The organism is Streptomyces sp. NPDC029674, assembly GCF_044903205.1.
GTDB lineage: Bacteria > Actinomycetota > Actinomycetes > Streptomycetales > Streptomycetaceae > Streptomyces.
The window spans coordinates 25,325-48,502 of the sequence record NZ_JBJDPY010000033.1; the positions used below are offsets into that span (position 1 = coordinate 25,325).

Consider the following 23,178-nt stretch of genomic DNA (forward strand, 5'->3'; position numbering starts at 1 on the left):
AATGATCGTGATCACCGTTCCTAAGCGATACCTCATCCTTGGCGCTCTGGCCATCACCGCCAGCCTGACGGTAAGCGTCATCTATCTGACAAGCACATCCCAGTCAGATAATCCCGAGACCATCAGAGCATCCGATTCGTGCAATTCACTGAGTACGGATCGAGCCATAGCCGCATTGAATGCGGTACTCCCGGATCGCTCTGACTATTCATTCGATGAGGAGCCCCCGGGTAGCTACTCAACAGAGGCCAGTGGCAGCTTCTCGACCAGCTGCTTCGTTCGCAGCGAGCAAGATCTGCTCCTCAGCGCCAGGGCGCGCATGATGACTGCCGAGCCACCCAAGGTTTGGGAGAATGAGCTTCTCCAAGGCGATGCGGGCGGAGCATCGAAAGTTACACATTTCGAAGCAGGCGTCCGCGGGGTGGTGTCTCTTGACAAGGCGGCAGCATTCGTTCCCTGCGTGCCAGAAGGAAAGATTCCGGGCGGCAGCTACAACCTCAGCGTAGTTGTGGATCTTAAGAAGCGCGGAGACGCCAGCGAGGCCACAGCACGTAAGAGCCTCATCGACTTGACGGTCAGCGCCGCCGCTTATGCACACAAGGTGTCCAAGTGCACGCTGCCGTCAAGAATCTAGGCTCCCTGAGGCGCCTCGCCAGGGCATCTCCTGACGGCTGGCCCGGGTCTGGATCGTCCATAAGCGCTGGCACAGGTCCTCTTCGAGGGAATGTCTTCGAAAGCGAGGTCAGCCGCTCGCGGACCTGATCGTACTGCCAGTACAGCACTTCGGCCTCGGGGAAGACGCTGCCGGCGCCGCTGAAGGAAGCGCGGGTGTCCTTCTGCGCAAGAACCTTCGGGGAGGCGCCTGCTGCACCTTCGAGCTCTGTGAGAAGCGAGTTGACGCGCCGCCGGAACGCTTCAACACTTTCAGCCCGCGTTAGTCACCAGTTATCCCTACGCCACTTCAGTCGCTGCGCATTGCGCCCCAGCTGGGCTGTTGCCTGCATAAGTTGTGATTGAGCCAATGAGTGGCACACGCCTGTGGAGCAAAACCACCCACAAGTCATAAGGAGGCTCACCGGCGAACCTTTACCGGCCAACACAGTCGGGCAGGCACGCAACAACACCGTTCACAGGGCGGCCCGTTGTTAAGTTGCTTCGATACGGAGTCATGCTGACCCTGGGTGTCTGCCACAGCGGCGCTGCGGCGTCACTCCCAACGGCTACCTACGCCGTCGGACACCGCGCAGCACAACTGGTCGAGAGATGGGGCGTCTTGCAATGAAGGCAGAGGAACACAACACAACGGATTCTGGAAGCGATACGCAACCGGTCGGTACTCAGTTGAATGCTTTTCCCGGCGATCCGAGTCCAAGCGGGCCGATGCACAGCCCGCCAGATTTGGCGTCCTCTCCCGCCGAGAAGCAAGCCGCGGCGCGAGCTATCGAGGATCACATCGAGCCAGGCACCATGGCGGCGGGCGCATGGGCTGACGAAGAGACGAGGGCTGCCGTCACGGCTCTACGAGCGGATGGCGGGTGGCTTACGTCCGGTGCTCTAAAAGAAGCTCACAAGACCTGGGGCGAACAGGTGCGTCCAGCCCACCCTGACAGCCACTGAAAATCAGCATGACACAGTCTTGACTGATTTCCATAAATTCGTCCGTACAGTTCGCCTGGACTCGGAATCGGGAGATTAGTCGTGGGGATCTGGAGCAAGCTCACCGGCACACAGTTCCCCGGCAGTGACGCAGTGTCGCTGCATCCGATGGAAGTCCGAGCCGCGCTACTCGCACCTAACGGGCCTGATGCGTCATATCGCGTACGCAATGCCCTGCCCACAGAGAAGGCCGACCTGGTAGCGGAGTGCCAGATCATGAGGGTGGGCTTGAAAATGAAGATCAGTATGCGCCTGGTCCCTCAGAAGCACGAGGTGCGCGTCCTGCACGAGCGGTGGGAGAATCGTTCGGCTGGAAACTCGAGTTCCCAGTACGGTCGCGGCCACGCACCCGCTGTATTTAGTCAGCGGGAAACTGTGCAAGGAGGCGACGGCAAGAGCCGCCAGGTTGAGGTGTACCGCTTCGACACGCGGGAGGTGACCGAGCCTCTCGCCAGCGTCGTACTCGCCTCCGGGTGGACTTGGCGGGGGGGTACTGAAGCTATAACGTCAGATAAATCAGGTGGACGGGATGCCGTCAGATCCGGCGCGAGGCGTTTGTTGGATCTGGGCCGTGATCTGGCGCGGAGTCCAGGTGGGGTGCTTGGATTTGATGAGGGCGGCCAGGCCGGCTACGTACGGGGCCGCGAAACTCGTGCCGCTGTCGGCGCAGTGGCCGCCGCCCCGGGACCGTGAAGATCATGTCGACACCAGGGGCCGTCACGTCGACGAAGTCGCCAGACTGGGAGAAGGCGGCTCGTGCGTTGTTGCGGTCCGAGGCCGCCGCCCGGTTTCTGAACGGACTCGATGCCTTGCGCACCGCCGATTCGGAGGGCCATCGAACCGTCATCGGGCACTCATACGGCACCACACTGATCGGCTCCGCGGCCCTACAGGGCGAGCTCAGTGCAGACGACGTAGTTTTCGCGGGTAGCCCGGAAGTGCAGGTTGGTTCAGCCTCGGAGAGATGTTCCCAGGGGGCATGTAGTCATGGACACAGCGACTATTGGGGCAGCGGCACCACCAGCCACTTCTTTCTTACTCACGGGATGCGGCATGAATGATTCAAACGGAGCCAATGACTCCACCCCCTCTTCCGGTACACGGAGCATTGACGTCGCACGAACTGAAACGAAGAAGGTATCCAGCGACATCCTTGACATCATCAGCCTGAAGAGGAGGGTCTCCGAGCCCGGGCCGGACGTGACTCGATGCGGCGGAGAGAAAGACCCCGAAAAGTTCTTTCGCATGCTGCACCCCTTGGAGCTTCACGCCGGAATCGCCCAAGGTGCTTGACGATGTGATGAACCGCCTCATGGAGGAACTGCCCAAGAATGGATGGAAGGTCGTGGAGTACGATCGCGACACCAGCCCGAACAAAAACCTGAACCTCACTGCCGACAACAACAAGAGGAAGTTCAGCGTCCACGTCACGCACTACGCGAAGGACAACCCTCCCAACTTGGCCGTACGAGTCATCTCAGGGTGCTACCAGGTACCCGAAGGTGAAAGAGCCGACCAGTACTGAGGTCTTCACCTTTCCTCGCGTTGACGTTCCCGCGTCCGTCGGCGTCGCGCGTCCCGCACAGCCACCCCCGTTCCACCGAGCCCCGCCACGAGTACCACCGCCCCCACCGCCGCATACGTGGCGATACGTGCCGTGCGCTCTTCCGCTGTCTCACCCAGGTGGAGTTTCGCGGGAGTGGGAGCTTCCGCACGGGTGAGGCCTTCTCCGGGGGTAGGCGTCTGGATCGGCTGGTCGTCCTCCGTCAATGCGCGCACCGGGTCCGCTATGCCCCAGCCGACCAAGCGGTCGTGGCCGGGTACCGAGCGTTCCGCTGTTTGTTGGATCTGGGCCGTGATCTGACGCGGGCTCCAGGTGGGGTGCTTGGATTTGATGAGGGCGGCCAGGCCTGCGACGTACGGGGCCGCGAAGCTCGTGCCGCTGTCGGCGCAGTGGCCGCCGCCCGGGACCGTGGAGATCATGTCGACACCAGGGGCCGCCACATCGACGAAGTCGCCGGACTGGGAGAAGGCGGCTCGTTCGTTGTTGCGGTCCGAGGCCGCCACCGCGAGCACGCCGTCGTAGGACGCGGGGTAGGTCTTCTTGATGTTGCCGCCCAGGCCGTCGTTGCCCGCTGAGGCGACGACGACCACTCGCCGGCCGAGGGCCCTGTCCACCGCCCGCTTCAGTTCCGGTGCGGGCCTCGCCGCGTTGGCGGTGTCCTGGGAGATGTTGATGACGTCCGCGCCGGCGTCGACCGCGTGGTCGATGGCTTTGGCGAGTGTCGTCGCGGTGCCGTGGCCCTCCGCGTCGTTCTGCGTGATCGGGATGATCGTCGCGTCCGGTGCGAGGCCCACGAAGCCGGTGCCCTTGGCGGGGCGTGCCGCGATGATGCCCGCGACGCGGGTGCCGTGACCGACCCCGTCCGTCGTGCCGTTCGCCTTGCCTCGCTCGATCTTCTCTCCCTTGTCGTCCTTGGCGGGGAGGAAGTTGCGGCCACGGGACGCGTCCACCGCGGGCTTCAACTGCGGGTTCTTGGTGTCCACACCGGTGTCGATCACCGCTACGCGCACCCCCTTGCCCGTTGACTGGAGCCACAGTTCGTCCAGGAGCACCCGTTGCAGGGACCAGGGGCGCCCCTCGTAGGGCTTGGAGGGGAACGTGCACTGTCCGGACGACGAGGGATCGGCGGCGGCCGGCGTCGGTGTCGCCACTGCGAGAGTCAGGGCAGCCGCGACTGCCCCGGCTGCCCTTCTCGTACCGCGGGAAACCACACGGGAAAACGCGACGGAAGCGTTCGTCATCTCAGCGCTCCCTCACGCCTCAGGAGCCCTGCGGCTGGCGTGCCGCGGCCGTCGACAGTCGCGGCCCGGTGGGCAGGAACTTGGACCAGGCCGCGGGGATCGGGGTCACGTCCGTGTCCCCGTATCCAAGGCGTGTCTGGGCTTGTTGTGCCTCCTGCTGTTGCTGCTTGCGCTGTTTCGCGGAGGTGCCGATGCCGGCGTCGTCGGTCGCGCTGTCGCTGTTGGACTGCATCGCGTACCGCAGGCCCGTGTCGGTGACCAGGAAGACGCCGCCGGCCTTCGTCTCGGAGCCGAGGAACTGCCGGTAGAGCTGGCCCGAGCCCGGCGTGACGTACGCGCTGGACGAGCCGGTCGGAAGCGGGGCCGGGAAGTCGGTGCCTGCCCAGGTGCTGAGAGTCGTCGCGCCGTCGTCGGCGTCGACGTCGCGCAGGACGTTGCACACGGTGTTGCGGCTGCCGCGCGTGGTGGACGCTTCGTTGGCGGTTCTCGGTTCCTCACGCGGCCATCTGTACTCCGCCCCGAACTCCTTCGTCCCGGGGCTGAAGGCCGCGGCGCTCAGTTGCCGGGCCCGGCCGTTCTGTCCGAGGGTGACCAGGTCGGGGCTGCTGAGGAGGAGTTTCGCGGTGAAGTCGGAGACCGGGGCGATCCGTCCGGGAAGAACCACGTAGTGCTGGGGACCTTCGCCGTCCGTCGCTTTGAGGATCATGCCGACCTTGTCAGCCGCGTGGTCCTGCAGGCCCGGCACCTTCGCATCCGTACCCGGGGGGCCGTCGATCTCGGGGAAGGCGATCGCGTCCCGGGGAAGCAGAGTGTCGAGCCACTGTTTGGAGACCCGCTGCGGTTCACGCCCGGACCCCACGAGGATGCGCAGCAGGAGTCCACGCTCCTCCCTCTCCGAGATCCGGTACGCCCTGCCGTGGGCGTCGACCACGTAGCGTGTCTTGTCCGGGCCCACGACGTACAACAGCTCGCCGCCCCGAAGCCGTTCACGCCCCTCGGTCCTGTTCCGGTCACGCTCCCCGAGGACGAACGCCGCTTTCTGGATGCTGCTGCCGCCCTCGACCGGGCGTTCGCAGACCGCCCAGCGTTTGGCGGAGCCGGCCTCCGATGCCGAGGGCAGCCGGTCGGGGGCGTACGGGATGCCGATGGTGGCGCCGTGCGGGATCGTGCCCTTGTCGAGCACGGACTCGTCGACGTTGATGACCTCGCCCTTGCCGGAGTCGAGCAGGAGCTTCGCCGACGCCATGTTGAGGACCGGGTGCAGTTGGGATTTGCCGTGGGTCTTCAGGACGACGTAACGGGTCGTTGAGTCGCTCGCGATGATGACGTGTTCCTTGGGCTTGTCCCAGCCGGGTTTCGCCGCCGGCCGGAACATCCCCCACGCGCCGAAGACCGCAAGGACGATCACCGCGACGATGAGTCCGGGCACCACCGCACGCAGGGGGCGAGGCGCTCCTTCCTCCGAGCCCGAGGGTGAGGGCTGGATGAACGCAGCCAGCGTGCGGCGCTTCGCGAAGATGTACGCGTTGAGTTCGTCCCGTCGTGATGCCATGCGTGTCCGGTTTCTCCCCGTGAGCGACCTGAGTGGCTGCTGCTCCGCTGCTACTCCCCGTGCGGTGGCGGCCCATGCCCATGCCCGCGCTCTCCGTTGTCGGGCCGGGCCCCTACTATGCCTGTTGAGTAATCGCACGTGCGGGCTGGGTGAGGTTATTGAGGTCCAAGCACCTTGCTCAAGAAGGCGGTTCGGGACAGTTACAGGGGTGGGGCTGGTGGCTTCAACGTCGCGCAGGCGGAGGGGAAGGCGTACGGAGTCCGCCACTCGGACGCCGACACGGGTTGGCGACGGCTTGCCGGATACGCCAGGGATTCCCGGGCCCGCCGCCACGCTCCATCTGCGGCCGGTCGCAGGCCAGTTGGGTTCATTTCGCCTCCCGCGGCTCGTTCTGATGGAGCTCGCCGCCGCTCTGCTCGTCGCGGCCTGGATCATCGGTCCACTGGCTCTCGCCCCGGCATCCGTGGTCGCCGCGGTGTTGGTGCTGTTCGCCGTCGTACGGCGCCGTGGGCGCCCGTTGCATGAATGGCTGGGCACTGCACAGGCGTTGAAAGCCCGGCAACGCAGCTCCGCGGAGAGATCGGTACCGCCGGGTACGGACCCCGCGTTCGCCCCTGCGGTCGAGTGCGACCCTGCCCTTCGTACGTACGCCTACAGCGGCCGCGACCGTCGCGAGGTCGGAATGGTCGGCGACGGGACGTTCGTGACCGCGATGCTGCAGGTGGAATCGGACGTGACCGCGCTGCGGGCCGACCGCGGAAGGCAGCCGCTGCCGGTGAACCTGGTGCGGGACGCGCTCGAAGTGGACGGCATCCGGCTCGAGTCCGCCCAGATCGTTCTGCACACCCAGCCCGCCCCCGCGCTGCACCTTCCACAACAGTCCCTGGCCGTCAGCAACTACGCACCGCTGCAAGCCCTCACGGGGGCGCCCGCGGTGCGGATCACCTGGATCGCCCTCAAACTCGATCCGGAACTCTGCCCCGAGGCCGTGGCGGCGCGCGGGGGCGGTCTGGCCGGTGCGCAGAAGTGCGTGGTGCGTGTCGCCGACCAACTCGCGAGCCGACTCACTGGAGCGGGATTTCACGTGACTGTCCTGGACGAGGAAGGGGTGGCCTCCGCCATCGCGACCTCCGCCTGTGCCAATCCCCTGGTGACGGCTCAGGCCGGCCGGACCGGGATTCCGGAGCGCAGGACCGAGGAGTCCCCGCGTGCCTGGCGGTGTGACAACCGGCGCCACACCACCTATTGGGTGGCGCGCTGGCCGCAGTTGGGCAGGTCCGGGGGGCCTGCGCTGCCGCAGCTCGTAGCCCTCCTCACCGCGGTTCCGGCGCTGACCACGACCTTCAGCCTCACGCTCGGACGCGGCCCACGGCAGGAGATCTCCTTGCGCGGCCATCTGCGGGTGACGGGACGCGGGGATGCCGAACTGGTCGCGGCGCGGCGCTCTTTGGAGCAGGCTGCCCGCCAGGCCGGGACGGGGCTGGTACGGCTGGACCGCGAACAGTTGCCGGGAATGCTGGCGACGCTGCCGCTCGGGGGTGCTCGTTGATGGCTGTCTCGACTCCGCCGGTCACGGGTTCGCCGGGTGACCCGGCCAGGGGATCGTTCACCGCTGCGCTGCGGGGCGGATTCGGGCTGATCGGTCCTCGACACGGCAGACACGCGCTCTCCGCGGACCAGGTGGACGCGCTGGCGCTGCCGATCGGTGACGACGGGGTCGTGATCGGCGTGGACGCACAGGGCAGTCCCGCGACGCTCGGCGTCAATCGCCCCACTCCGTACGACATCCTCTTCATCGGCGGGCTGTGGACGGCGCAGGTCATCGCGTTGCGGGCGGCCGCGACCGGGGCTCGGGTGGCGGTGGAGACCGGGCGGGCCGGGGCATGGGGGGCGTTGGTGCAGGCGCTCGGGGTGGGGCAGAGCGGGATGGCCGTGCATGACGTGGGGCGGGTGCCGCCTCAGGGGGCTTCCGCGGGGAGTCCGGTGCTCGTCGTGCGGGACTGCGGGATGCGGCCGCCGCGGGGGCGGGTCGCGTCCGCGCCCTGGCAGTCCGTGTTGACGGTGTTGCCGTATCTCAGTCCCGTCGCGCCCCGGCTCGTGCGGCAGGCGCGGCTGGTGGGTGTGCAGCGGGTGTCGCCGGATGAGGCGGTGCAGATCGGGCGGCTGCTGGGACTGCCGGGGGGCGATGTCGATTCGCTGCCGACGCTTGCCGACGGGGTGACGTTGTGGTGTGCCGATCGTGACCGGCAGTACGTGATGACGCAGGCCACCGACGCCGAGACCGGATTGTTGGGTACCGCTCGGCGGATGGACTGACCCGACGGGGCGCCGGGCAATTCGGGGCGAGGTGTCGGCCGTTGGGGGATTTGTCCGTCACGGTTTGATGTACGTGGATCGCTCCCGGGTGGGGCGTGACGCAATGGACAGCATTGGTGGGGTGGACTGCCCTGCCGTGCTGGTGGTTTTGGTGATTAGGCTGGGACAGGGCGCGACGCCAGAACCCTCGAGCGGGTCGTGCGCGTCCCGTAACGGGGAGAGCCAGGCGGATCGGACGACAGGAACGGTCGCCCCCCACCACGGCACGAGGGTGCTCGACCACACCAGGAGGCATTGTGAACAGCGATCGGGACGAGATCCGCGGGGGCTGGGACTCACCCGTCGATGATCAGTCCGACGCGGAGTCCGCCGCCGAGACGACGGGCGAGTTCACCATCGACTACGCGCCGCCCGCCTGGTACACGCAGAACGCTTCCGGCAGCGCGGGGGAGACGCCTTCGGCGCCGCCTGTTTCCACGCCGTCCGTTTCCACGCCGTCCGTTTCCACGCCGTCCGTGTCCACGCCGGCTGCTTCGGCTCCGGATGCCTCCGCTCCGGATGAGCCCGGTTCGTCTGATTCTGGTTCGTCTGGTTCCGGTTCCACGGGTGCTTCGGCGCCGCCCGCCATGCCGTCCTTCTCCGCTCCGCCGCCTCCGCCGGCGCCTGTGGGGCCGCCGCCTTCCAGCAGCGTGCCCAGTGTGGTGCCGAAGCTGCCCGTCGGCAGTGGGTTCCAGCCCGCGGCTCCGGACGCGGTGGAGGAGCCGGACGCCGGTGAGGGTGAGAGTGCCCCGGCCTCTGAGCCGCCCGTCTCGCCGCCGGCTTCCGGTGGTGGCGCCGCCGACTGGAGCGGGGCTCTTGCCGGGCCCGCCGCCTCAGTTCACGTGACCGGTGTCGTGCCGAAGAACGAGGTCGATGCCTTGGCCGAGGCGGCCGAGGCGGCCGAGGCGGCCGAGGACGACGGTGACAATGACGGTGACAGCGAGAGCGAAGGCTCGAGTGTCGCCGAGGGTGCGTCCGCTTCTTCGGATGACGTAGCCACTGACAGCCTTGGCAGTGGTGACCTTGAGAGTGGCGCCACCATGCGGTTCTCCGCTCGCGCTCTGAAGCAGGAGATCGAGGAGCGGGCCGCCGCCGCTGCCGAGACCGCGGATACGGATACGGATACGGATACGGGATCAGGTTCCGGGTCGGGGGAATCCGGCAGTGACCTCGACGGTGCGGGTGAGGACGAGGCGCAGGGCTCCCCTGACGGTGACTCCGGTCCCGTGAGTGAGGCCGGGGCCGACGACCCCGTTCCGCAGGATGCCGCGCCCGGTGCCGCCGACGACGCCGTGCAGGACTCCGTGCCGTCCTCTTGGCCTCCGCCGCCCTCGCCGCAGGACGTGCTTCCGCCGTTGCCGCCCGCGTTCCAGCCCGCGGCGCCGACCTCCGCGCCGCAGTGGCCCGCGCCCACGACGACACCGCCTGCCGCGCCGGCGCCCAACCCCGCACCGGCGCAGCCGCAGACTCCGCAGCCCGCGCCGGGTGCCTGGCCCGCGTCCACGCCCGCCGCCGAGACGCCGGCCCCTCCGGTGACCCAGGCTCCCCAAGCACCGCAGGCGCCCCAGCCGGGATACGGGTTCCCGCAGGCCGCGCCTGTTTCCCCCGGTACGCCCTTCACGCCTGCCCCGCCCGCCCCGCCCGTGCAGAACTCCACGCCGGAGGCACCGCAGGCCGGTTACGGGTTCCCGCAAGCCGCTCCGGCGCCCGCGCCCGCGCCGACCACCCCGGTCGCCCCGGCCGCCGAGTCGCAGACTCCCCCCGCGCCCCAGCCGGGCTACGGCTTCCCGCAGCCCGCTCCAGCGCCCGCCCCGGTGACGCCGGCCGCCGAGGCTCCCGCTCCCCCGGCGCCCCAGCCGGCATACGGTTTCCCGCAGCCCCCGGCGCCGCACGGCCAGCAGCCCGTTCAGCCGGGGCATCCCTTCCCTGGTCAGCCCTTCCCGGGGCAGCCGCAGGCACCCCAGCATCAGGCGCCGCAGCCCCAGCCCCAGCAGGCACACCCCCAGCCGCCCCAGCCCCACGTGCCCGCCCAGGCCCAGGCCCCCCATCAACAACCCGCCCCCCACCAGGGACAGCCGGGACAGCCGGGACAGCCGGGCACCACCCACCCGGAACCCCAGCCCCAGCCCAACCCCACCCAGCCCCCCATCGACCCCCGCACCGGCGCCGCCTGGCCGCAGGCCGTGCGGCACGATCAGCGGGAGCGCACCAATCCCGGCGCCCCGCTCGGTTACACCGCCGCCGTCGAGCTGTCCTCCGACCGGCTGCTGCGCAACACCAAGACGAAGGCCAAGAGCAGCCGGCCCACCGGTGGCGGTTCGCGGTTCAAGCTGGGCGGCAAGAAGGAAGAGGCCGAGCGGCAGCGCAAGTTGGAGCTGATCCGGACGCCGGTGCTGTCCTGCTACCGGATCGCCGTCATCAGCCTCAAGGGTGGCGTGGGCAAGACGACCACCACGACCGCGCTCGGCTCCACCCTCGCCACCGAGCGCCAGGACAAGATCCTGGCGATCGACGCCAACCCCGACGCCGGTACGCTCGGCCGTCGCGTGCGGCGCGAGACCGGGGCCACGATCCGTGACCTCGTCCAGGCGATCCCGTACATCAACTCGTACATGGACATCCGGCGCTTCACGTCGCAGGCACCGTCCGGGCTCGAGATCATCGCCAACGACGTCGACCCCGCCGTGTCGACCACGTTCAACGACGAGGACTACCGGCGTGCGATCGACGTACTCGGCAAGCAGTACCCGATCATCCTCACCGACTCCGGTACGGGGCTGCTCTACAGCGCCATGCGCGGGGTCCTCGACCTCGCCGATCAGCTGATCATCATCTCGACGCCGTCCGTGGACGGTGCGAGCAGCGCGTCGACGACGCTCGACTGGCTGTCCGCGCACGGGTACGCGGATCTCGTCTCGCGCTCCCTCACCGTCATCTCCGGTGTGCGCGAGACCGGCAAGATGATCAAGGTGGACGACATCGTGTCGCACTTCGAGACGCGGTGCCGGGGCGTCGTCGTCATCCCCTTCGACGAGCATCTCGCCGCCGGTGCCGAGGTCGATCTCGACATGATGCGGCCGAAGGTGCGGGAGGCGTACTTCAACCTCTCGGCGATGGTGGCCGAGGACTTCGTGCGGGCTCAGCAGCAGCAGGGGCTGTGGACGTCGGACGGCAATCCGCCGCCGCACATGGCTCCGCCGATGCCGGGCCAGCAGCAGGTGCCTGGGCAGCAGCCCGTGCCGGGCCAGCAGCAGGCCCACCCGGCCGGACAGCCGCAACCGCAGCCGCAGCAACCGCAGCCACCCGCCCAGCCGCAACCTCAGCCGTACGGAGGACACCAGCCCCCTCAGCCGTACGCTCCGGGGCAGCCCCAGCCGTACGCCCCCCAGCAGCCGCAGGCCCCGCAGCCCTACCCGCAGCAGCCGGCACCCCCGCAGGGCTGGCAGCAGCCCCAGCAGCCTCAGGCGCAACCCGAGGCCCAGCCTCAGCCCCAGCCCCAGGACGGCCAGGCCCCGCCCCCCGTCCAGCCCGGCGCGCCGTTCCAGCAGCCGCCGCCTCCGCAGCAGTAGCCGCCGCGCGACACCCCAGTGGGCCCGCACCGTTCTCCGGTGCGGGCCCACTGGCGTACCGGCTGGGCAGTCGGCGCAGACCGGCAGGTCAGGCCCCCCTGCCTCCGCCGCCACCCCCTCACCAGCCGTGCGTCAGTGGTCTTGACCAATGCGGATGAAATCCCGGTCAACTCGTTATTTCCGCAGGCCACATGGGGTTCACCCGCCGTTGACGCGTGCAGACTGGCGCTGGTAAACACACATCAACCAGCTGACGTTCCTTGATCCACCAGCGTGTAACCAGCCATCCCTGCGCGAGCGATGACGCGAGGTCACCGATCCATGGACACACAAGATCAGCACGGCAGACCAGCAGTACCGAAGACAGCGGCACCGCATCGGCCCCGCGGCCGTCTGAGGCTCGTGCTCGCGGGCGGCGCCGCCGCGTTCACCCTGACGGCCGGTCTCGCCACGCCGCTCAATCCGGGTCCGCAGGAGGCGCGGGCCGAGGACGGCGGCAAGAAGGTGCTCACCGTCGCCGTCGCGCAGAGCGTCGACTCACTCAGTCCGTTCCTCGCCCAGCGGCTGCTCAGCACCAGCATGCACCGGCTGACATACGAGTACCTGACGAACTACGACGCCAAGAACAACAAGGCGATCGACGGGTTCGCCACCGACTGGAAGCCGTCGGCCGACAAGCTGACCTGGACGTACACCATCCGGGACGACTCCAAGTGGTCGGACGGGAAGCCGGCGACCGCCGAGGACGCGGCCTGGACGTTCAACAAGGTGATGTCGAAGGAGGGCACCGCCACCGCGAACTCGAACTTCGTCACCAACTTCAAGAAGGTGACCGCGCCCAGCCCCACCAAGCTGGTCATCGAGCTGAAGAAGCCGCAGGCCACGATGGCCGCGCTCGACGTGCCGATCGTTCCCAAGCATGTCTGGGAGAAGGTCGACGACATCTCGAAGTTCAACAACGACAAGGACTTCCCGGTCGTCGGCAACGGGCCGTTCATCCTGACGGACTACAAGGTCGACCAGTACGTGAAGCTCAAGGCCAACAAGGACTTCTGGCGCGGCCCCGCGAAATTCGACGAGCTGGTCTTCAAGACGTACAAGGACCAGGACGCGGCCGTCTCCGCCCTGCGGAAGGGCGAGGTGTCGTTCGTCGCGGGGCAGCCCGCGCTCACCCCGGCGCAAGCCAAGTCGCTGGAGAACGTGGAGAACATCAAGGTCAACGAAGGGCCGGGGCGGCGCTTCTTCGCCATCGCCACCAACCCCGGCGCCAAGACGAAGGACGGCAAGAAGTTCGGTGACGGGCACCCCGCCCTGCTGGACAAGAAGGTCCGCCAGGCGCTCTTCCTCTCCGTCGACCGCGACGCCCTCGTCGACAAGGTCTTCCAGGGCAACGCCGTCGCGGGCGCGGGCTACATTCCGCCGCGCTTCTCCGACTACGCCTGGAAGCCCTCCGCCGATCAGGAGCTGAAGTACGACCCGGAGCGCGCCGCCGAGCTCCTCGACGAGGCGGGGTACGAGAAGAACGGTGACGGCAAGCGCGTCGGCAAGGACGGCAAGCCGCTCGACTTCCGCATCCTGTGTCACGCCACGGACCCCAATGACAAGGCCGTGGGCAAGTACCTGAAGGAGTGGTGGGGCGATCTCGGCATCGGGCTGAAGGTCAACTGCCTCGACGACGTGTCCGTGCCGTGGTACGCGGGCGAGTACGACCTCGCCTTCGACGGCTGGTCCGTCAACCCCGACCCGGACTTCGTGCTCGGCATCCACACCTGCGCCGCGCTGCCGGAGAAGGCCAAGGAGAGCGCCGCCACCGACAACTTCATCTGCGACAAGAAGTACGACGACCTGTATGCCAAGCAGCTCGCGGAGTACGACCCCGCCAAGCGCGCCGACATCGTCAAGCAGATGCAGTCGTGGCTGTACGACTCCGGATACATGAACGTCCTCGCGTACCCGAACGCCGTCGAGGCCTACCGCACCGACCAGATCGAGTCCATCACCACCATGCCGACGGCCGCGGGCAACATCTACGGCCAGGATGGATATTGGAGCTGGTGGTCGGCCGTCCCCGCGGATGGGAAGAGTTCCTCCAAGGACGGCAGCTCGACCGGTGTCATCATCGGTATCGCCGCTGCCGCGGTGGTGCTCGTGGGCGGCGGAGTCCTGTTCGCCCTGCGCCGCCGTTCTACCGCAGAGGACCGCGAGTAACGCATGACCGCTGACAGCAATCCCGCACTGCTCGACACCGAGGGCCCACTGGGCCCCGGGGCCGACGGCGACCCGGCGAAGGCCGGGCCGGCGTCGGCCCGCGGGCCGCGCGCCCGCAACACCCGCGCCTACCTCCTCTACGTGGCGGGCAAGCTCGGCGGCGCGATCGTGTCGCTGTTCGCCGTGCTCGTCACCAGCTTCTTCCTGTTCCGGCTGATCCCCGGCGACCCCGTCAAGCAGATGACGGGCGGCAAGCGGGTCTCGTCCGAGCAACTCGCCGCGATGCGCAAGGAGTTCGGGCTCGACAAACCGGTCATGGCCCAGTTCTGGGACTACACCGGCAACGTCCTGAGCGGCGACTTCGGCACGTCGTACCAGTTCCACGCGCCCGTGATGGAGAAGATCACGGAGGCGCTGCCCGCGACGCTCCTGCTCACCGGAACGGCGTACGTTCTCTACACCCTCATCGGCATCTGGCTCGGCACGCGCACCGCCTGGCGCAATGGAAAGCTCGGCGACCGCTTCAACACCGGGCTCGCCCTGACGCTGTACTCCGTGCCGTCGTTCTGGCTGGGGCTGCTCCTGATCATCACGTTCTCGGTGGGCATCGGGCCGATTCCCGGGATGTTCCCGACCGGCGGTCTGGAGTCCGGGGGCGAGACCGGTTTCGCGTACGTCGTCGACGTCGCGCACCACATGGTGCTTCCCGTCATCACCCTGGTGGCCGTCGGGTACGCGCAGACGCTGCTCGTCATGCGGTCGTCGCTGCTCGACGAGATGGGCAGCGACTATCTGACGACGGCGCGCGCCAAGGGGCTCAGGGACGATCTCGTACGGCGCCGGCATGCCGTACCGAACGCGATGCTGCCGACCGTCACCCTGATGTTCGTCAATCTCGGCACGGTCGTCGCGGGCGCCATCCTCGTCGAGACCGTCTTCTCCTGGCCGGGCCTCGGCGGGCTCTTCTACCAGGCGCTGAGCGTGCCCGACCTGCCGCTGGTGCAGGGGCTGTTCTTCGTCTTCTCCGTCGCGGTGATCCTGATGAACACCCTGGCCGACGTGATCTATCCGCTGCTCGATCCCCGGGTGGGCCGATGACGACCGAATCCGCACCGACCACACCCGCCGCGCCGGTCAAGAGCGCACGGTCGATCGCCTGGACCCGGCGCAAGCACTCCGCGGCGCGCTTCTGGCGCGAGTACCGCGCACACCGCGCGGGGCTCGTCGGTCTCGCCGTGCTCGTCCTGATCGCCCTCGCCGCGGTCTTCGCGCCGCTGCTCGTCGGCTCCGACGCGCAGAGCGTGACCGACGCGCCGGGCGACCCGATGGAGTCGCCGAGCGGTGAATTCCCGCTGGGCACCGACCAGTTCGGGCGCGACCTGCTGGGCCTGCTCGTGTGGGGCGCGCGCATGTCGCTGACCGTGGGGCTGCTCGCCGCCGTGCTCTCGGTGGCCATCGGCACGCTCGTCGGGATCACCGCCGGGCACTTCAAGGGCTGGTACGCCACGGTGATCATGCGCGTCACCGACTGGTTCCTGGTGATGCCGACGCTGGTGCTCGCCATCGCGCTCGCCGCGGTGATGTCCGGCACGATCTGGACGATCATCCTGGCGATCGGCGTGACGACGTGGCCGACCACGGCACGCCTGGTCCGCGCGCAGACGCTGGCGGTCGAGTCGCGTCCGTACATCGAACGTGCCCGCGCGCTCGGCGGCGGCCACGGCCACATCATGAGCCGGCACGTGCTGCCCAACGTCATGCCGCTCGTCCTCGCGCAGACCACGCTGGTCATCTCCGGCGCCATCCTCACCGAGGCGACGCTCGCGTTCCTCGGCCTCGGCGACCCGACGAGCGTGTCGTGGGGCGGTCTGCTGCAGGACGCGCGCGAGGCGGGCGCGGTCAGCGCGGGCCACTGGTGGTACCTCGCACCGCCCGGCCTCGCCATCGCCATCGTCGCGCTGGCGTTCACACTGTGCGGCCGCGCCGTGGAATCCGTGCTCAACCCCAGGCTGGGGGCCTCCCGTTGACCGACGTACAGAACGACGCACAGAAAGACGTACAGAAACCCGAGGGGCCCCGCCTCCTCGACGTGCGCGACCTCGAAGTGACGTACGCGAACGGCGCCGCCGCCGTCCGCGGTGTGAACCTCCACGTCGACGCAGGCCAGAAACTCGGCGTGGCCGGCGAGTCCGGCTGCGGCAAGTCCACGCTCGCGCTCGCCCTGCTGCGGCTGCTGCCCGCGGGCACCAAGGTGTCCGGCGAGATCCTGCTCGACGGCGAGGACGTCCTCACCATGAAGTGGGGGCAGGTCCGCGCGGTGCGCTGGGCCGGCGCCTCGATCGTCTTCCAGGGCGCGATGCACTCGCTGAACGCCGTACACCGCATCGGCGACCAGATCGCCGAGCCGATCCTGCTGCACAGGAAGGCGACGCAGACGGGCGCGCGGAAGCGGGTCGGCGAGCTCCTCGAACACGTGGGGCTGCCCGCCGCGCGCGCCGACGCGTACCCGCACGAGCTGTCCGGCGGCCAGCGCCAGCGCGTGATGATCGCGATGGCGCTCGCCTGCGACCCCCGGCTGATCATCGCCGACGAGCCCACCACCGCGCTCGACGTGATGATCCAGGCGCAGATCCTGCGGCTCATCGAGCAGCTGGTGGCCGAGCAGGACCTCGGCCTGCTGATGATCAGCCACGACCTGGCCGTCCTCTCCGACACCTGCGACCGGCTCGCCGTGATGTACGCGGGCCGCGTCGTCGAGGAGGGCCCGGCCACCCAGGTCTACGAGAACGCGCGGCACCCCTACGGCAAGGCCCTGTCAGCCGCCTTCCCGCGCATCGGCGACCCGGCGTCACGGTTCGCCCCGCGCGGCCTGCCCGGCGACCCGCCCGACCCCTCGGCGCTCCCCACGGGCTGCACGTTCCATCCCCGGTGCGCGGTCGCCCTCGACTCCTGCGCCACGGAGGACCAGGCCCTGCGGGACGCGGGCCCGCACCATCGCGCGGCCTGCGTCCACGCGGGCGAGCAGCGCATGATCAGGAGCAGCGCATGACCACCGAAGCCGCGGGCCCCCTGCTGTCGGCCGCCGACCTGCACATCGCCTTCCCCGGCCGCCGCGGCGCGCCGACCGCCCGTGCCGTGGACGGCGTCGACCTCGACATCAAGGGCGGTGAGATCGTCGCCCTGGTCGGCGAGTCGGGGTGCGGCAAGACGACCCTGGCCCGGTCACTGCTCGGCCTGGTGCCGCCGACCTCCGGCAAGGTGACGTTCGGCGGTGAGCCGCTGGATTACTCGAGCCGCGCGCTCAAGGCGTACCGCAAGCGGGTCCAGCTCGTCCTCCAGGATCCCAGCGGCTCGCTCAACCCCCGGCACACGGTGTACGACGCCGTGGCGGAGGGGCTGCGCATCCACGGGTACGCGGGCGACGAGCGGGCCGCGGTCGCCGAGGCCCTGTCGCGGGCCGGGCTGCGTCCGCCGGACCGCTTCTTCCTGCGCTATCCGCACGAGCTCTCCGGCGGCCAGCGTCAGCGCGTCGTCATCGCGGGCGCGCTCGTCCTCGAACCCGAACTCATCGTCGCCGACGAGCCGGTGGCGTCCCTCGACGCGTCCGTACGCGGCGAGATCCTCGCGCTGCTGCTCCGGCTGCGGGACGAACTCGGCCTGTCCGCGCTGGTGGTGACGCACGATCTGGGGCTCGCCTGGAACATCGCGGACCGGGTCGCGGTGATGTATCTGGGCCGGATCGTCGAGACCGGAACGGTGGAGGAGGTACTGACGTCTCCTCAGCACCCTTATACGCAGGCGCTGTTGTCCGTGCTGCCCGAGGCGCCCGGTGAGCCGGTCGTCCTCACGGGTGAGCCGCCGGATCCCTCGCGGATTCCCGGGGGGTGCCGGTTCCATGCGCGGTGTCAGGTGCTTGCCTCTGGCGAGGCGGAGCGGGTCGGCGTGGCGGGGCGCTGCCGTGAGGTGGACCTCCCTCTCCTGTCCGGAGGGGGCGGGACGCAGGTTGCCTGCCACTGGGCGGCGGCGCGTTAGGCCCTGCCGGGGCCGGTTCTCGGGCGGCTGACCGCCGGTGGGAACTGCGCGAGCAACCACGACGCACCCGCAGCCGCGAAAGAGACGCCACCCCTACGGCGACTAGGCGGCGGCCTCAATAAGCGCCCTGCACCTCTTCACGTCATCCGCGATAGCGACCAGCAACGAGTCGATCGAGTCGAACTTGGCCTGCCCCCGGACGAAGGCCAGGAACTCCACCGCCACGTGCAACCCGTACAGGTCAAGGCCGACCCGGTCGATCGCGTACGCCTCGACCGTCCGCTCCCTGCCGTCGAACTGCGGGTTCGTGCCCACGGAGATCGCCGCGGGCATCGCCTCGCCGTCGACGTGCAGCCATCCGGCGTAGACGCCGTCGGCGGGGATGGCGGTGTGCGGCAGCGTCTCCACGTTGGCGGTGGGGAAGCCGAGCTCGCGGCCGCGCTGGGCGCCGCGCACGACGACGCCCTCGACACGGTGCGGGCGGCCGAGGATCTCCGCCGCTCCCGTCACGTCCCCCTCGGCGATCAGGCGCCGGGTCAGCGTCGAGGAGAACGGCTCGCCGCCCCCCGCCTCGCCGCTCACGTACAGGTCGATGACGTCGACTTCGTAGTCGTACGTCTGGCCGAGCTCGGCCAGGAGGTCGACGTTGCCGGCGGCCTTGTGGCCGAAGCGGAAGTTGGGGCCCTCGACGACCACGCGCGCGTGGAGCTTGTCGACGAGGACCTTGACCACGAAGTCGGCGGGCGACAGCTTCGAGAACTCGGTGGTGAAGGGGAGGATAAGGAGCGCGTCCACGCCCAGCTCCGCCATCAGCTCGGCGCGCCGGTGGTGCGGGGCGAGCAGCGGCGGGTGGCTGCCGGGACGCACGACCTCGCTGGGGTGCGGGTCGAAGGTGACGACCACGGCGGGCACGCCGAGCTCACGCGCGTGCTCCACGGCACGCCCGATGATCAGCTGGTGACCGCGGTGCACGCCGTCGTAGGAACCAATGGTGACGACGCTGCGCCCCCAGTCCTGGGGGATGTCCTCCAAGCCACGCCAGCGCTGCACTTCTTTGCTCCTCGCCGAACCCGTGTACGTCACGTACATCTGTACGTTCCCATTGCCGATTGCGCAGGTCTAAGACTGCCATGCCGACAGGTCGCGGCTCGCACCGGAGGGAGTGGCGGGGGTCACTCCCTCCGGGCACCGCCTAGGTGAGCACGCGGATGCCGCCCGCGAGGCTCTCGATCGTGCGGTGGGCGCTCGGGCCGATCAGGGCGGCCCAGTCCTGCGGGGCGGCGCCGGTCCAGCGCGCGACGAGCGCGGCGAAGCCCGGCCGGTCGCGGGCCAGTTCGACCAGGCACCGGTCGAAACAGGACGCGCCCTCCGGAGTGCGGACGAGCAGCAGCCCGACGCGGTGCACGAGCTCACGGGCCCGGTCCTCCCCGTGCTCCCCGGCCCTGCTCTCCGCCACGCCCCGCGCCACCGACCGCAGGACGCTCTCCAGGACCGCGGCGTCCCGCTCCTGGCTGAGCAGTACGTCGAGCAGCTCGCCCCGCAGGTCGTGCGAGACGGCGGTGCCCGGGGCGGCAAGGACGGGCGCGAGGGCGGCCCGCACCCGCACGGGCCTGCTGTGCAGCAGCCCGGCCACCAGCGGGTAGAGGACGCCGCGCACGGCCGGGCCGTGTTCGAGCCGCCGGTGGATGTACGCGGCGACGGGTCCGGCCGCCTCGGGGCGGGCCTCCAGCAGGTCGTGCACGAGGGTGGCGACACGGCGCGCGAGGGCGGGCGTGGTCACGTCGGCGAGGGTGCACAGGACGTCGTCGACGGCCGGGCCCTGGGCGTGCAGACGGGTGCGGAAGGCGGCGAGGACGGGGGCGGGGTCGGTGGTCAGGGCGGTGGCCAGGGCGCTCGCGGGGAGGTGCGGGTCCCCGGCGGCGAAGCGGCGCAGGGCGTGGGGCAGGTGCCGGGCGCGGGTCTGCGGGTCGCGGACGAGGAGAGCGAGCGCCGCGCCGTGCAGGGTGTCGTCGGCGGGGCGGGCGAGCAGTGCGCGGGCGGCCTGCCGCAGGAGCTCGCGGTCGGCGCCTGTGGTGGCGTGCGGGGCGGCGCGCAGGCCGTAGCTGGCGGCGGCCACGCGCCGGGCGGGGCGCTCGTCACGGGCCCAGCGGCCGACCGCGCGACAGACGGCCGACGGCTCCTCCTCGGCGAGCGCGGCGAGGAGCTCGTCGGCGCGGGTGTGGGCGCGGTCGACCAGAGCCTCCGTGAGGTCGTCGATGGCGCGGCGCCGGTGGGTGTGGAGCAGCGCCTGCGCGGCGGATGCGACGGTGGCGTCGGGCGTGGCGGCCAGCGGCCGCTCGTCGTCGAACCACCGGGCGAGGTGCGGCTGTACGCCCGCGGGGTCGGCGGTGAGCAGTTCGGCGACGGCGTCGAGGCAGCGGTCCGGGGCGCCCGGCGGTGCGTCGTGGACGACGAGCCGCCGCAGCAGCGAGAATCGCTCGGCCTCGCCCAGCGGCAGCCGCAGCCAGAAGGCGGTGCCGAACTCCCGCCGGTCGGCGAGCGGTTCGAGCACCGCGAGGTACGGGGAGGCGTCGGGAACCCTCAGCAGCACCTCCCTCAGCAGCCGGCGGGCCCACCACACGGCGTCCCCGGAACCGTCCGCGCCCGGGGCCTCGAAGTCCGCCAGTGCGTCCGCCAACTCGACCAGACGGGAGGCCAGTTCGGCGGCTCCTCGCTGCCTGCCGAGGGCCAGCAGCGCCTGGATCACCGGGCCGATGCGGTGCCGCGGCACGGGCACAGGGCGGGCCGGATCGCGCCGCCGCTGTTCGGGAACCGTCGGATTCCGTGCCGCCTCCCGGTGCCGGTGGACCAGCGAGGTCAGCGCCCCGTCCACATCCAGGTGCATGCCCTGCAGCCAGTCGGCCACCTCCTCGTGCGCGAAGCGGTATCCCGTCCCGGCCGGTACGAGCAGCCCTTCGGTGAGCACGGCCGACGCCCACCCCGTGCAGCCGCCGCTCCCCCGACCCGGCAGCGCTCCCCACGGGAACACCGCCTCGAAGGAGGCCCTGTCCAGCTCTCCCTGGCCGGGCCCGAGGCAGCGTCGCGCCGCCTCGTGGACCTGGCCGGACACCGTCGCCGCGAGGCGGCGCACCGCGCTCCCGCGCAGCCCCTTCGACGCCGCGAGCCGGACCGCGACCCGCAGGCACACCAGGTCCAGATAGGCGCCGAAGATCTCCTCCCGGTCCGGAGTGCCCGGCGGCGGCGCGTCCGGCCGGGCGGCCCGCACCTCGGAGAGCAGCCGCAGCGCCAGCGGGTGCCGCGCGTCGGCGTCGGCCACCGCGCTGTCGGGGATGCCGTACCGCGCCCGGGCCCGGCGCGCCTGTGGCTCCGGCAGCTCACCGAGGCGTACGCAGCCGGGGTACTCCGCGCCGCCGTCCGGCCCGTGCGGCGACGCCGCGTCGAAGTGCGCCCCGGCCTGCTCCCAGTACTCCGCACGGCAGGCGACGACGAGCCGCGCGCCGGTGTCCCGCAGCCACCGGACCGTGCCGTCGCTCCACTCGGCGAGGCGGTGGGCGAGCAGGGGCGGCATCTCCTCGGGGCCGTCGAGCAGCAGGAGCAGCGGCCGTCCCGCGTCCCGCACGAGCCGGGCCACCCGGCGTGCCGAGATGTCCCCGAGGTCCCGGGCCGCGGGCTCCTCGTCGGCCGCGGCCGCCAGGATCCGTCCCGCGCGGTCGAGCGCCCGCTCCACCGCGTCGGCCACGGACGCGTCCGTGCCGAGCAGGTCGGCGCCGCGCAGCCACAGCGTGGGGGCGGGTTCGGCGCCCCTGGCCCGCCGGGCGGCGAGCCCGGCCAGCTCGGTCGTACGTCCTGTGCCGGGGTCGCCGACGAGGCCGAGCACGTGCGCGGGGCCGGCCGTGAAGGCGGCGAACTCCTTCGACACGTCAGGTCGTTCGACCGGTTCGTGGAGTTGGGCGCGCGGCCCGTCGGAGCCGGCCGACGTGGCGGTCAGGTGCAGCGCGCCCGCGAGGTTGAGGTCCTCGCCGTACGCGGGGACGGTCGCTGCGTTGCGCGCGAGGAGCTCGGCGAGCGGTCCGCCGGGGTCGGCGGCGGCCGCGTCCCGCAGCGACACCGCGAAGCCCGCGGGGCGGTGCGTCCAGGCGTCCTCTCCGGGGACGGCGGGCCCGTGGGCCTGGGGCAGCAGGGCGGTCCCGATGACGGCGAGGACGGCTCCGGTGGAGGCGTCCACGACCGGTCCGCCCGCGGCCCCGCCGCCGAGCCGCAGCGCGTCGGCGCCGTCGGTGCCGATCGCGAGTTCCAGGGCGGCGCCCACCAGGTGGAAGCGGTCCGTCGCCGTGTACGTGACGGCCGAGGTGCCGAGGACGCGTGCCTCGCGCCAGCCGCACGCGGCGATCCGCACATAGGTGCCGGTCGCCACGGAGCTCCGCGCGGTGACCGGCAGGGGCCGCAGCCCGAGCCCCTCGGTGCGGATGAACGCGAGACCGGCTCCGGGCAGTGCCACCACGGCGTCGGCGGGCACCACGCACGTCCGCTCGCCCGGCGCGTGCAGGACGATCCGGGCGAGTCCGTCGACCGCCTCGTGACCGGTGACGACCGTGCCCTGCTCGTCGGCCGCGAACCCCGTGCCGCGCGGGCGCCCGGCGAGGTCGCAGATCCGCACCAGGGACCGGTCCGGCGCCGGAACCGGGGCCTCTCCCCCGCCGCGTCCCGCCATGCTCGAACCTCCCCACCTTGCCCCGTTTTCCCGACCGTAGGTCGGGGGTGATCAGTGGGACAGGAGGCGGCGCGAACGCGCCCCCTTCCGACCCCCCGGTTCACTCCGAGCGCCTGCCCGATGGGGTGAATCGGCGGGTGGCGGTGGAAACACCTCTAGTGGGGGGAATGGTGGGGGGGGGGGGGGGGGGGGGGCGGGGCCCCCCCCCCGCGGGCGGGGGGGGGGGGGGCCGCCCCCGCCCGGCCGCTAGCGCGCCCAGCGACATGTGATCAGACCAGACCCCCCACCCC

15 protein-coding genes and 1 pseudogene are annotated in these 23,178 nt (G+C 70.4%); 11 read left to right on the top strand and 5 right to left on the bottom strand.

Annotated features, from left to right (window positions below; all coding sequences use genetic code 11):
• Nucleotide 1 precedes the first annotated feature (1 nt).
• Nucleotides 2-634: a hypothetical protein gene (locus ACI2L3_RS39210; RefSeq protein ID WP_404757261.1), complete on the top strand. Its 633-nt coding sequence runs from the start codon at nt 2-4 to the stop codon at nt 632-634.
• 1,574 nt (nt 635-2,208) lie between these two features.
• Here ACI2L3_RS39210 and ACI2L3_RS39215 read toward each other — a convergent pair.
• Nucleotides 2,209-2,437 (bottom strand): annotated as a pseudogene (locus tag ACI2L3_RS39215) (S8 family serine peptidase); the annotation flags it as partial.
• Between ACI2L3_RS39215 and ACI2L3_RS39220 the strand changes: the two are divergent.
• Together ACI2L3_RS39220 and ACI2L3_RS39225 are read left to right on the top strand one after the other, a co-directional pair.
• Nucleotides 2,355-2,717 carry an alpha/beta hydrolase gene (locus ACI2L3_RS39220; protein ID WP_404757262.1) on the top strand — a complete coding sequence of 121 codons (363 nt, stop codon included), beginning with the start codon at nt 2,355-2,357 and terminating at the stop codon, nt 2,715-2,717. The pseudogene ACI2L3_RS39215 and the gene ACI2L3_RS39220 overlap by 83 nt on opposite strands.
• A gap of 224 nt (nt 2,718-2,941) precedes the next feature.
• Entirely contained in the window at nt 2,942-3,181 is a 240-nt protein-coding gene (locus ACI2L3_RS39225; protein WP_404757263.1) for a hypothetical protein, read from the top strand.
• Nucleotides 3,182-3,186: 5 nt separating this feature from the next.
• Here ACI2L3_RS39225 and mycP read toward each other — a convergent pair whose 3' ends face one another.
• Entirely contained in the window at nt 3,187-4,461 is a 1,275-nt protein-coding gene (mycP, locus tag ACI2L3_RS39230; RefSeq protein WP_404757264.1) for a type VII secretion-associated serine protease mycosin, read from the bottom strand.
• A gap of 19 nt (nt 4,462-4,480) precedes the next feature.
• Nucleotides 4,481-6,013: a type VII secretion protein EccB gene (gene eccB, locus ACI2L3_RS39235; RefSeq protein WP_404757265.1), complete on the bottom strand. Its 1,533-nt coding sequence runs from the start codon at nt 6,011-6,013 to the stop codon at nt 4,481-4,483.
• Between the two features lie 313 nt (nt 6,014-6,326).
• On the opposite strand from eccB, the gene eccE reads away from it, so the two are divergent.
• The 8 genes from eccE to ACI2L3_RS39275 all read left to right on the top strand — a co-directional run bounded on the left by eccE (nt 6,327) and on the right by ACI2L3_RS39275 (nt 18,177).
• Nucleotides 6,327-7,562 carry a type VII secretion protein EccE gene (gene eccE / locus ACI2L3_RS39240; protein ID WP_404757275.1) on the top strand — a complete coding sequence of 412 codons (1,236 nt, stop codon included), beginning with the start codon at nt 6,327-6,329 and terminating at the stop codon, nt 7,560-7,562.
• The gene (locus ACI2L3_RS39245; RefSeq protein ID WP_404757266.1) at nt 7,562-8,329 is read left to right on the top strand and encodes a hypothetical protein; all 768 of its coding nucleotides are present in this window, start codon (nt 7,562-7,564) and stop codon (nt 8,327-8,329) included. The genes eccE and ACI2L3_RS39245 overlap by 1 nt, the downstream gene beginning before the upstream one ends.
• Before the next feature lie 296 nt (nt 8,330-8,625).
• Entirely contained in the window at nt 8,626-11,937 is a 3,312-nt protein-coding gene (locus tag ACI2L3_RS39250) for an SCO5717 family growth-regulating ATPase (RefSeq protein WP_404757267.1), read from the top strand.
• Nucleotides 11,938-12,258: 321 nt separating this feature from the next.
• Nucleotides 12,259-14,145 (top strand): ABC transporter substrate-binding protein, encoded by a 1,887-nt coding sequence (locus ACI2L3_RS39255; protein WP_404757268.1) that lies wholly within the window; start codon nt 12,259-12,261, stop codon nt 14,143-14,145.
• Between the two features lie 3 nt (nt 14,146-14,148).
• Entirely contained in the window at nt 14,149-15,243 is a 1,095-nt protein-coding gene (locus ACI2L3_RS39260) for an ABC transporter permease (protein ID WP_404757269.1), read from the top strand.
• Nucleotides 15,240-16,172 carry an ABC transporter permease gene (locus ACI2L3_RS39265; protein ID WP_404757270.1) on the top strand — a complete coding sequence of 311 codons (933 nt, stop codon included), beginning with the start codon at nt 15,240-15,242 and terminating at the stop codon, nt 16,170-16,172. Before ACI2L3_RS39260 ends, ACI2L3_RS39265 begins: the two co-directional genes overlap by 4 nt.
• Nucleotides 16,169-17,194 (top strand): ABC transporter ATP-binding protein, encoded by a 1,026-nt coding sequence (locus ACI2L3_RS39270; protein ID WP_404757271.1) that lies wholly within the window; start codon nt 16,169-16,171, stop codon nt 17,192-17,194. The genes ACI2L3_RS39265 and ACI2L3_RS39270 overlap by 4 nt, the downstream gene beginning before the upstream one ends.
• Nucleotides 17,191-18,177 (top strand): ABC transporter ATP-binding protein, encoded by a 987-nt coding sequence (locus ACI2L3_RS39275; RefSeq protein WP_404757272.1) that lies wholly within the window; start codon nt 17,191-17,193, stop codon nt 18,175-18,177. Before ACI2L3_RS39270 ends, ACI2L3_RS39275 begins: the two co-directional genes overlap by 4 nt.
• A gap of 102 nt (nt 18,178-18,279) precedes the next feature.
• Here the strand turns inward: ACI2L3_RS39275 and ACI2L3_RS39280 are convergent, their stop codons facing one another.
• Both ACI2L3_RS39280 and ACI2L3_RS39285 read right to left on the bottom strand, forming a co-directional pair.
• Nucleotides 18,280-19,227, bottom strand: a complete 948-nt coding sequence (locus ACI2L3_RS39280; protein ID WP_404757273.1) for a bifunctional riboflavin kinase/FAD synthetase — start codon at nt 19,225-19,227, stop codon at nt 18,280-18,282.
• 142 nt (nt 19,228-19,369) lie between these two features.
• Nucleotides 19,370-22,888, bottom strand: a complete 3,519-nt coding sequence (locus ACI2L3_RS39285) for a trypsin-like peptidase domain-containing protein (RefSeq protein WP_404757274.1) — start codon at nt 22,886-22,888, stop codon at nt 19,370-19,372.
• Nucleotides 22,889-23,178: the final 290 nt, after the last annotated feature.